Raw genomic sequence first — 11,787 nt, forward strand, 5'->3', positions numbered from 1 at the left:
CAAAAAAAAAGCTAGATATTCTTTTCTATATAATTTTAATAGCTTCGGAGGGAGCGAAATATTTTCAAGATATATTTCGCTCGTTTGGAGTTCGTTACTAATACAATAAATGTTTCTATAAATTTTCGCCCCGCTGGGAATACTAGAATTATTTATAAATAAATTTCTCTAAAGCTCCAGAGGACATCCTCATCGTCGCAAAGCTCTAGCTGAGCGACCTATTATTATATTATTTCATTTCAAACTTCAAATTTCATTTCAAACTTCAAACAACACAACCGATTGTGATTTTTGTGAAATTTTTTTATACTAAAAAATCTTAATCAAACAATCTCCTTATCCCATAAGGATCAATCGTCACTATCGAACCATCTTCAAGATAATCGATTTTGGTAACTTTCATGCTTCTTAAATGCGTTACACCTTTTGACAAACTCGAATCGTGGTAAAATAAATACCATTCACCTTCAACTTCACAAATTGAATGATGCGACGTCCATCCTACAACCGGATTCAAGATTCTTCCCTGATACGTAAATGGTCCATAAGGATTATCGCCAATAGCATAACAAATAAAATGCGTGTCACCTGTAGAATACGAGAAATAATATTTTCCGTTATACTTATGAACCCATGAAGCTTCAAAGAAACGACGGTCATTATCCCCTGCTAAAAGATCTTTTCCGTTTTCATCCAGAATTTTAATTTCTCTTGGATCTTCTGCAAACTCAAGCATATCATCACGAAGCAAGGCTACGATTGGTCCTAAAGCAGGTTCATTTCCAGAAGGTTCTTCGTTATTTTGATTGTATTTGTTATTTCTATATTTCTGTAATTGCCCGCCCCAAATACCGCCAAAATATATATAATGCTTTCCGTCTTCGTCTTCAAAAACCGCAGGATCAATGCTGTAACTTCCTTTTATGGCGTCTGGCTGAGGTAAAAAAGGTCCAACTGGAGAATCACTTACAGCAACTCCAATCTGAAAAATTCCGTTGGCACGTTTGGCAGGGAAATACAAATAATATTTTCCGTTTTTATGCGCAGCATCTGGCGCCCACATTTGTTTTTCGGCCCATCGAACATCATTCACATGAAGTGCAACACCATTATCAACGGCTTTTGATGAAATGTCATCCATCGAGAAAACATGATAATCTTCCATTCCGAAATGATCTCCATTATCGTTAAAAGGAATTCCCGCATCAATATCATGCGACGGATAAATATAAATTTTACCATTAAATACATGCGCAGACGGATCTGCAGTATAAATATGAGAGACTAAAGGCTTTGAAATTGCCAGTTTATTAATTTCTTCGAAATTAATTTGTTCAATACTATCTTCAGGCATAGTGATATCTTTGTTTAATAATTAAGTTCTTCTTTCTTTTAATTCTGTTTCAATCTGCACTTCCATCTGTTTATTTATTTTATAGAAAAACAATAATCCAGCTCCAATTAAAAATGGAATTGCAGGAAAGATGCTGACCAATAATTTGATTCCGTTAATGGCAGTTTCTGTCTGTACAGCCGAATTTGGAGCGTAATGAAAATAACCTAGAAACAATGTTGTTAAGGCTCCGCCAATACTCAATCCTGCTTTTAAACCTACCATCATTGCAGAGAAAATAATTGCAGTTGCGCGGCGGTTGTTCAGCCATTCTGAATAATCAGCTACATCAGCAATCATCGCCCAAAGAATTGGAATCGTGATTCCGTAGAAAAATCCATGTAAAATTTGGGAGAAAAACATCAATCTGACTGATGTTGGAGGGTAGAAATAGAATGCGATAATAAATAAGGTTGAAATAAATAAAAACAATCTGAATACATTTCGCTTTCCGTATTTATCTGCCAGGTTTTTAGATAATGTAATTCCGACGATCATAAATATAATTCCGCCGGCATTAAACAATCCAAATCCTGCAGAAACGGGATCATTTCCAAAATGATTCAACCCGATATTTGATAAAGTATCCAAAATAGGCTGAATAAAAACTGCCAACTGCTCTTTAGCTACATAGTTTTCAAAATAATAAACATACGAACCGCCTTTCATCGCCAAGGTAATGAAAACCAAAGTAGTAAGAGAAAGCATAATTACCCAAGGTCTGTTTTTGACTAAGTCGCCTAAATCTTCTTTTACACTCGATTTTTGTTCTGGTTTTGGAATAATCCTTTCTTTGGTAGTCAAAAATGTAATTAAAAGCATGATGGTTCCAATAACTGCTAGAACTGTCATTACTTTTTCAATGCCAATTGCCTTGTCTCCGTTTCCTGCACTTTTTATAATTCCAAGCATAAAAACCTGAACAAAAAACTGAGCAAACATAACCGCTACAAAACGATAGGAAGACATACTGTTTCTTTCGGACATATCGCCTGTTATAACGCCGCTCAAAGCAGAATAAGGCAGATTATTTCCTGCATAAAAAAGTAGTAATAAAGTATAAGTTACTACTGCGTAAATTACTTTTCCTTTATAAGAGAAATCTGGAGTTGAAAAGGCTAATAATGCTACTACTCCAAGCGGAATTGCAGTTGCTAAAATCCACGGTCTGAATTTTCCCCATTTTGTACTGGTTCTATCTGCTAAAACTCCAATAATTGGATTAAAAATAAAAGCGGCAACTAACCCAACGACTAGCATTATAATAGATGAATCTGTTGGCGATAAGCCGTAAATATCGGTGTAGAAATAAGCCAGATATGTCATCAAAGTCTGAAAAACTAAATTGGCAGCTAGGTCTCCCAAGCTGTACCCAATTTTTTCTTTGATAGATAATTTTTGTGAAATGTTAGTCATTGGTGGTTTTGTGATTAGTTAGCTTATCTCCTACAAGTTTTCAAAACATTGTAGGTCTTGGTTCGAACTGCTTTTTTAGTCATTACTGCAAGGTTTTCTAACCTTACAGAAATAAAATCTTTATTAAAACAATCGGTTGTGTAAAATTAGATAAAAAAACATATTATGCAAATTTAGTTTACTTTATTTCAATAATATTTTAAAAAACAACCGCTTGTTAGTAATTTTCTAATAGAAACAATATTTAACTAATTATTCTTCAGCATTTTTTAACTTCAAAATACTATCGTAAGCAAGTTTGTGTTTTAAATTAACATCAAAGGGCAGCGGATAATTGGTTCTGCCTTTAATTGGCCAGTCATTTAACCAGGATTGCCCATCGTAAACACCCCAAAAAGTAACTCGGCTAATTTTGTCTTTGTGTTTTAAAAATAATTTAAAAATAGATGCATAGCGTTCTGCTAATTTTGTTTGAATAGAATCTGGCAACTTTTCAGAATACGGATTCATTTTTGGATTTCCCTCAAATTTCTGATTGACATCTGCTCCTTTTAAATCCCACGGATTTGGTAAAACCGTAATATCCAATTCTGTAAAAGCAACTTTAATTCCCAATGCAGAATACTCTAAAATACTTTTCTCGATTTCTTCAATCGATGGACTTTGCAACCTCCAATGTCCTTGAATCCCAACACCATCAACTTTTCCGCCTTCGGCTTTTATTCTTTTTATTAAAGCAATCGCTCCAGCTCGTTTTGCAGGTTCTTCGATATTATAATCGTTGTAATATAACTCTGCTTTTGGATCTGCCTTTTCTGCCAGTTTAAAAGCATCAACTAAATATTTTTCGCCCAGTGCTTTCAAAAAAACAGACTGTCTCAAAGTACCGTCATCGTTTAAAGCTTCATTTACGACATCCCAAGAATTGATTCTTCCTTTATACTTAGAAACAATAGTTGTGATATGATCTTTCATAAAAGCTTTCATTTCTGTACTGTCTATAATTTTCTCCATCCACGGCGCTAATTGACTGTGCCAAATCAAAGTGTGCCCATGAATAAACATTTTGTTTTTCTCGCCATATTCCACAAATTTATCTGATAAAACAAAATCATATTTATCTTTCTGCGGATGCGTGAACATTGATTTCATGATATTTTCTGCTGTAATTGCATTAAATTCTTTTTTAATCAACGAATCTACTTTGGTATCTTTTTGTTCGATTTGATCTGCACTTAAAGCTGTTCCTATGTAAAAATCATTTTTGTAAACATCTTTTAGTGAAGCGGTTTCTTTTTGAGATGTACAGCTTACAGTCAGTAAAGTTGTGACGGCAAATAAATAAGGTTTAATAAATTTCATATATTTTTGGTTTAATAGTTAATAGTTTTTATCTAATCTACGATCACAGTTTTATCATTTCGAAGTAAGGAAAAATTGCACTCAGGATTTGACAAAGATTAGCGACATTATACAGAGTTTCTCGTGCGATTCCGCGTTCCTCGGAATGACAAATAGATCACTGATCTCTTCTAAACCGTAAGTTTATTTTATTTCAATTTATAAGCAATTCCCATTTCTAATCCTCTTAACTCAGCAAGACCTTTTAGTCTTCCTACCAAAGAATATCCAGGATAGGTTTCTTTCGTTTCATCTGCTGAATGCAGAAATCCGTGATCGGGACGCATTGGCAAGCTTATTTTTGTTTTATCCATCAGCATCAATAATTTTTCTACAATAGCTTCCATATTCGCATCACCATTTAAATGTTCTGATTCCCTGAAAATAGTTTCGCTTTCGCGGATGGTATTTCGGAGATGCAAAAAATGAATCCTGTCTCCAAAATCGTCTATCATTTTCTCCAGGTTATTATTAGGATTTGCACCCAGAGAGCCTGTGCAATAACACAATCCGTTTGCATGTAATGGAACAGCTTCAAAAATGGCTTTAATATCTTGTTCTGTAGAAACAATCCTCGGCAATCCTAAAACAGAAAACGGCGGATCATCAGGATGAATCGCTAATTTTGCGCCAATTTCTTCTGCAATGGGAGCAACTTCTGATAAAAAATAAATCAAGTTTTCTCTCAATTTTTCATTATCAATATTGGCATAATTATCTAATAAAGATAAAATCTGTTCTGCCGTAAAATTGACCTTACTTCCCGGCAATCCCAACAAAACATTTTTAAATAATAATGCTTTTTCATCTTCTGAAAGTTTATTCCCAAAGTTTAAGGCATTGTGTTTTTGAACCTCAGAATAATCGTTTTCAGCATTTGGTCTTTTTAAAAGAAAAACATCAAAATAAGTAAAAGCATCCTGATTATAAAGTAAGGCTTTACTTCCATCTCCGTTGATAAAATTATGATTTGTTCTAACCCAGTCCAAAATCGGCATAAAATTATAGGTGATAATTTTGATACCGCATTCTGCCAGATTTCTTAAACTAATTTTATAATTTTCGATGTACTGCAGGTAATTTCCTGAGGCTCTTTTTATTTCTTCATGCACAGGCAGACTTTCAACCACAGTCCATTCTAATCCATAATTCCGAATGATTTCTTGCCTTTCCTTTATTGCTTCAATCGTCCAGATATCACCAACCGGAATTTGATGCAAAGCGGTTACAATTCCCGTTGCTCCAGCTTGCTTAATATCAGTCAAACTTACATTGTCATTAGGACCGAACCATCTCATGGTTTGCTGCATTTTTATCATACTTCTTTTTTTTACGCCACGAAGGCACTAAGTCACAAAGTTTTTCCCTTCCAAATATTTTAAAATAAACCTTTGTGACTTAGCGACTTTGTGGCATTTTCACAATTAAAACCCAATACTATTTCCTCCATCAACTGGCAAAATCGTTCCTGTTGTATATTTTGACTCGTTTAAAGCAAAATAATAAACAGCATCTGCAATATCTGAAGGTTCTCCTAAAAATCCCATTGGAGTTCTTCCCAATACTTTATTTTTTCTTTCTGGATCATTATCCAAAGCTGCCGCTGACATTTTAGTTTTAATAAATCCTGGAGCAATACAGTTTACGCGAATGCCAGACGGAGCCAATTCTGTTGCCATTGCGCGTGTCATAGATTCAATTGCGCCTTTACTTGCAGAATATGCAATTACTTTTGGAATTCCGTATTGCGATGCCATTGAACTGATATTAACGATACTTCCTCCGCCATTTTCTTTCATGTTTTTAATCACTTCTCTACTTACTGTAAAAACACTCAAAAGATTGGTGTGAATTACCGAAAGAAAATCTTCGTCCGTCACGTCTGGAATTTCTTTTTTAAGATTGATTCCTGCATTATTTACCAAAATATCTATTGAACCATGTTTTGTAAGACTTTCAATCATTGCAGGAATTCCAGCCAAATCATTCAAATCAAAAATCACTGGAATTGCATTTTCACCAATTTCACGACAAGCATCTTCGGTCTTCTCTTTCGATCGGCCAATTATATACGTTTTGATTCCGTTATCACACAGTTTTTTTGCTGTGGCATAACCTAAACCTGAATTTCCTCCTGTAACAATTGCAGTTTTTTTACTCATAATTTATTATGTAATTAATTTCCCGGCGCAAATGGGAATTTTAATGATTTAAAATATTCTAATGTTTGTGTTGGTTTTTCAACTCCTTCAGGAAGTTCTTTTCCAGAAAACTGCTGAAAATATAATAAGCAGGCATCGCGCCACCATTTTGCTTCTTTTTGTTGAATTTCTAATAACATTTTAACTTCGTTAAAACGTTCGTAGTCAATATATTTTTCTGTTTTATTCCAAACATTTTGCATCTCTGTAACCTGATTTACACCTTCCTGATATTTAAGCGAAAGTCCGTTCCAAAGTGTCTGACCGTTTTTCAGTTTATAATCCCACGAAATATGATGAAACCATAGTAAATCTTTCTCAGGACAGGTTTCTATATTATCAAAAAGCTTTTCTAGTTCTGGCGCGTATTGGGAAGTGGCATTTGTTCCCGACTTTGACCTGTCGAAACCAATTCCATTTTTGTCCGCTTTATGATAGTAAGTAGGATTCCATTCTGGACGTGATAAATCTGAAACCCAAGGTCCCGGTCCGTAGTGATGACCTGTATCCATAATATGATGCAGACCAAGCGGTGTCATATAATTTACAATGGCTTCACGCGAATCGATCATCATCTTTTTAACTGGTTTTATAAAATTTTCATCGTTTGAAAAAGTACATCTCAACCACTCATCGGCAATCGTTTCTGAATCCAAATACGGATTCCAAGCCAGTCTTCCGAAACCATACCAATTTGCCTGTGCAAAAGGATGCCCAGTCCAGTTCAAATCGTTGCCGATATTGGCAACACCAGCAATTCCAGTTAGTTTATTTTCATATAAAGTACCATCTATAACTTTGGCAACGGTTGAACCTTTTCCTTTTTGATACGTATCTGATTCTAAAACTTCCTGAAATAATTTGGGCAGAAAAACCAAATGCGTGCTAAATCCTAAATATTCCTGAGTGATTTGAAATTCCATCATTAAAGGCGTTTTTGGCATAGCACCAAATAAAGGATGAAATGGTTCTCTAGGCTGAAAATCAATTGCTCCATTTTTTACCTGAACAATTACGTTTTTTTTGAATTTTCCATCATACGGCTGAAATTCGGCATAAGCCTGTTTTGCACGATCATTTGTGTCGTGTTCTGAATATACAAAGGCTCTCCACATAATTACACCTCCAAAAGGAGCAACTGCATCTGCAAGCATATTGGCGCCATCAACATGATCCCTTCCGTAATTTTGAGGCCCAGGCTGACCTTCTGAATTGGCTTTCACCAAGAACCCTCCAAAATCAGGAATTCGTTTGTAAATTTCTTTTGCTTTATTTTTCCACCAATTCATCACTTCAGGATCTTTGGGGTCGGCAGATTTTAGTTTTCCAATTTCAATTGGTGCCGAAAATCTTGCAGTTAAATATACTTTAATTCCATAAGGCCTGAAAATATTCGCTAAAGCTTCAACTTTTTCTAAATATTGTGAGGTCAGGATTAAAGCATTTGCATTCACATTATTTAAAACAGTTCCATTAATTCCAATTGAAGCATTCATTCTTGCATAATCGATATAACGCTGATCGATAAAATCAGGAAGTTTCTGCCAATTCCATAAAGAAAATCCTGCATAACCTCTTTCAATTGTACGGTCGAGATTATCCCAATGATTTAAGATGCGGATATTTGTTTTTGGAGAATCAACAATATTTAAATTCTGGATTGATTTATTGGTTTGCAATATTCTCAGGAAATTAAAAACTCCGTACAAAACTGCAATGTCATTATTACCCGTAATAATGATTTGTTTTTTGCTTTTAAGGGAAATAGATTTAATAATAAAACCTTCTGTATTTATTTTATCAAAATCAGACTGTACTTCTTTTTTAACTTCAGCATTTAAACTCGATTGTGAACCAATTATTAAATTGTTCTCTCCTTTTATATCCGAATTAATTTCAAGAATATTTCCGAACAAATCTAAAAATCCTATTTTGAGTTCCTTTTCAGCAATTTTTATGGTTTCGGAATTTCCTAAGACTACAATTTTTTTAAGATTGTTTTTATATTCTGAAGCAATTGCAGAATTGCTCACAACATTGTACTGAAGCCACAATTTATAATCCTTTTGGGCCCAAGCTGAAAAGGAAATCAAAATAAACAAGAAAACAAATCTTAATGAAGTCATTGGTTTTAATTTATTCTTTACAATTTTATTTTAAAAGAATCAATATTTAATTCCTTAATAAAAGTATTTGACAAAATTTTAATTTAAAAAATACATTATCTGAAATAAAATACTGATTGCAATCGGTTGCGTAAAAATATAAGATTGTTATATAAGAAAAAAATTTTAGCTGTCTTTTTTTCAAAAAATAATTAGTATAACAAATAAAAGCAGGATAATTATAAAAACTATCCTGCTTTAACTGGGTTGAATTTGTATTAAAATCCTATTTTTAACTTTTCTGCGAAGATTCTCTAGCTAATACTTCTGTATTTAAAAAAGTAATTTCCTTGGCATCATCATTTTTAGATGATTTCAGGTTTTTGATAATAATATCAGCTGCTGCTTTTCCCATTTTCTCAGCGGGATGTGTAATTGTAGATAAATTAGGATCAATAATCTGTGAAATTGGATCGTTATTAAAGCCAATTACCTTGAATTCTTCTGGCACTTTAATACCTCGTTTCTTTGCAGTCTGTACAGCACTTACTGCCAGGATATCTCCAGGTGCAAATAAACCGTCTGGAATTGGATTTAAATCAAACAATGCATTGCTGGCTTTTACACCATCTTCGTAAGTAACCGAATTCAAGTTAATAATCAATTCTTCTTCAACTTCTATATTATGATCTTTCAAAGCTTCGATATAACCTCTTTTTCTTTCGTTGTACAAATTACCTAATTCTGAACCAGCCGTTAAATGAGCAATTCGAATACATCCTTGTTCTATAAGATGTTTTGTAGCTTTGTACCCTGCTGTATAATTATCAATAACAACCCTAAAAGTGTTATAATCTTTAGGAACCCTGTCCACAAATACCAACGGAATATTATTATTTGAAAACTGATGAAAATGAGCTGTATCTCTGGTTTCCATTGCAAGAGAGCAAATCACACCACTTACACGATTGCTGTATAGTGATTTAGCCATATTGACTTCTTCTTCGTAAGAATCATGCGACTGCATAATAATTACGGTATAATCCGACTTTTGAGCTGTAATTTCTATACCGCTAATTAGTGATGACAAAAATGGCTGAGTAACAGTCGGAATCAAAACACCAATAGTTCTGGTTTTATTGCCTCGCAAACCTGCTGCTAAAGTATTAGGAACAAATCCCATTTCTTCAGCAGTTTTTTTCACTTTCTTTATTGTTTTATCACTTATGGTATGATGATCTTTTAAGGCCCGTGAAATGGTCGATGTAGCCAAATTTAATCGTTCAGCAATATCATAAATCGTTACATGTTTATTTTCTTCCATGAAATAAAAAATAGAAATGTAAATATAAACTATTTTCTCCCAAGATTAGCTTTACTGAAATGGTTCAAAATAAAATGTCCATCTAAAATAAGCCCTTCTTTTAATTTGAAGATTTACTTTAGACGAACAAAGCATAGTAAATATCAATTTTATTTTTCTTTTATGCCATTTTTTTTGTCTTTAAGGATTTTACCTTCTTTAGTGAATTCCAAATCAATATCATTTGTTAAATCCACATCCAAATCTTTATGCCCATAATCAATATGAGTAATTTTTTCATTCGGATAATTTTTTGACACATACTCTTTAATATTATCTGAAATAAAAGCAGTTGGAATTGGTTTGTCTCCGCCGTCTACTTCTCTATATGATCCATCCTTCCAGAATTCTACTTCTGTTCCGTCTTGCAATTTTACCTCAAAACCTTTCTCACCGTGTTCTGCATCTTTACTAGCACTTGTGACTGTCGTTTCGCTAAAATGTTTTTTCAAAAATTCCTGAGCTGGTTTTGGCAATTCTGATACTTCGATCTTCTTCTGTGCGCTGACCGAGATTGTTAAGCTTAACAATCCTATGGCTAAAAATATTTTCGTTTTCATAATGATTTATTTAAGTATAGTATTACTAATTTACTACAAGAAAATTTTTATTCAAATCTATTTAAGATTTTTTTAGTGTTTTAAAATGCAATGTATACAACTGATTACAAGATTAATACATTGCAATTTCACCAAAAAAAGAAAAAAAATCGATATGGAAAATAATTTGTAAATTAGTTCAAACTACTAAATTTTAAACCCATGCGTTATATCCTGATCTTTGGAGTTTTTTTACTAACAGCATCCTGTAAAAAAGAAAACCAATCGAATGAACTTACTAATTATTTCAGCTACAATCAAGGTGATGTAGAATCTGCAGGAGTAAAAATGATCCCAATAAAGACTCCACTTGGCGAATTTAAAGTTTGGACAAAACGTTTTGGAAATAATTCAAAAATCAAAATACTTCTACTACACGGCGGCCCTGCAATGACGCATGAATATATGGAGTGTTTTGAAACATTCTTTCAACGAGAAGGCTTCGAATTTTATGAATACGATCAGTTGGGATCATATTACAGCGATCAGCCTAAAGATAGTAGTTTATGGACAATTGAACGATTTGTCGATGAGGTAGAACAAGTACGTAAAGCAATAAATGCAGATAAAGATAATTTTTATGTTCTGGGAAACTCATGGGGAGGAATTCTTGCAATGGAGTACGCCTTGAAATATCAAAAAAATATGAAAGGATTATTAGTTTCTAACATGATGGCAAGTGCTCCAGATTACGGAAAATATGCTGATGAGGTTTTAGCAAAACAAATGAACCCAGAAATTCTTAGGCAAATAAGATCTTTAGAAGTTAAAAAAGATTTCAATAATCCAAAATATATGGAATTACTAATACCCAATTTCTATAAAAAGCATTTGTGCCGATTAAAAGAATGGCCAGACGGATTAAATCGTGCCAGCAAACATATAAATGGAGAAATTTATAGCTTAATGCAAGGTCCAAGTGAATTTGGCATCAGCGGAAGATTAGCAAAATGGGATATTAAGAGTAGATTACATGAAATCACAATTCCAACCTTAATGATAGGAGCCAAATACGACACAATGGATCCAAAAGCTATGGAAGAACAAAGTAAATTAGTTCAAAATGGACGATACTTATATTGTCCAAATGGCAGCCACTTAGCAATGTGGGATGATCAAAAAATCTTTATGAATGGAGTAATTAAATTTATAAATGAGGTTAATGACAAGAAAATCTAATGGCATAAGCATAAATCAGGATTTAGATTCAAAATCAATAAATACAATCCGAAATTACATTAAACTAAAAACCAATAAAAACGAAAAAACCCTGTTTCGATTAGAAACAGGGTTTTTGAAAAAAAGGCGG

General features: G+C 33.4%; 9 protein-coding genes. 1 reads left to right on the forward strand and 8 read right to left on the reverse strand.

Annotated elements, in window-relative coordinates; genetic code table 11:
• Positions 1-319 precede the first annotated feature (319 nt).
• The 8 genes from ASE40_RS21575 to ASE40_RS21610 form a co-directional block, all read right to left on the reverse strand.
• Entirely contained in the window at positions 320-1,354 is a 1,035-nt protein-coding gene (locus tag ASE40_RS21575) for a glycoside hydrolase family 43 protein (RefSeq protein WP_057119750.1), read from the reverse strand.
• A gap of 21 nt (positions 1,355-1,375) precedes the next feature.
• Positions 1,376-2,809, reverse strand: coding sequence for an MFS transporter (locus ASE40_RS21580; protein WP_057119752.1), 1,434 nt, complete (start codon positions 2,807-2,809; stop codon positions 1,376-1,378).
• A 252-nt stretch (positions 2,810-3,061) separates the two neighbouring features.
• Positions 3,062-4,171 carry an endo-1,4-beta-xylanase gene (locus tag ASE40_RS21585; RefSeq protein WP_057119754.1) on the reverse strand — a complete coding sequence of 370 codons (1,110 nt, stop codon included), beginning with the start codon at positions 4,169-4,171 and terminating at the stop codon, positions 3,062-3,064.
• Between the two features lie 188 nt (positions 4,172-4,359).
• Positions 4,360-5,520: a mannonate dehydratase gene (gene uxuA, locus ASE40_RS21590; protein WP_128415017.1), complete on the reverse strand. Its 1,161-nt coding sequence runs from the start codon at positions 5,518-5,520 to the stop codon at positions 4,360-4,362.
• A gap of 114 nt (positions 5,521-5,634) precedes the next feature.
• Entirely contained in the window at positions 5,635-6,372 is a 738-nt protein-coding gene (locus ASE40_RS21595; RefSeq protein ID WP_057119757.1) for an SDR family NAD(P)-dependent oxidoreductase, read from the reverse strand.
• 14 nt (positions 6,373-6,386) lie between these two features.
• Positions 6,387-8,537 carry an alpha-glucuronidase family glycosyl hydrolase gene (locus ASE40_RS21600; RefSeq protein ID WP_057119759.1) on the reverse strand — a complete coding sequence of 717 codons (2,151 nt, stop codon included), beginning with the start codon at positions 8,535-8,537 and terminating at the stop codon, positions 6,387-6,389.
• A 271-nt stretch (positions 8,538-8,808) separates the two neighbouring features.
• The gene (locus tag ASE40_RS21605) at positions 8,809-9,840 is read right to left on the reverse strand and encodes a LacI family DNA-binding transcriptional regulator (RefSeq protein ID WP_057119761.1); all 1,032 of its coding nucleotides are present in this window, start codon (positions 9,838-9,840) and stop codon (positions 8,809-8,811) included.
• 149 nt (positions 9,841-9,989) lie between these two features.
• Positions 9,990-10,439, reverse strand: coding sequence for a PepSY-like domain-containing protein (locus ASE40_RS21610; protein WP_057119764.1), 450 nt, complete (start codon positions 10,437-10,439; stop codon positions 9,990-9,992).
• 201 nt (positions 10,440-10,640) lie between these two features.
• Here ASE40_RS21610 and ASE40_RS21615 point away from each other — a divergent pair, with 201 nt between their 5' ends.
• The gene (locus ASE40_RS21615; RefSeq protein WP_057119766.1) at positions 10,641-11,657 is read left to right on the forward strand and encodes a proline iminopeptidase-family hydrolase; all 1,017 of its coding nucleotides are present in this window, start codon (positions 10,641-10,643) and stop codon (positions 11,655-11,657) included.
• Positions 11,658-11,787 lie beyond the last annotated feature (130 nt).

Origin of the sequence: Flavobacterium sp. Root935, assembly GCF_001429295.1 — a bacterium.
Classification (GTDB): domain Bacteria; phylum Bacteroidota; class Bacteroidia; order Flavobacteriales; family Flavobacteriaceae; genus Flavobacterium.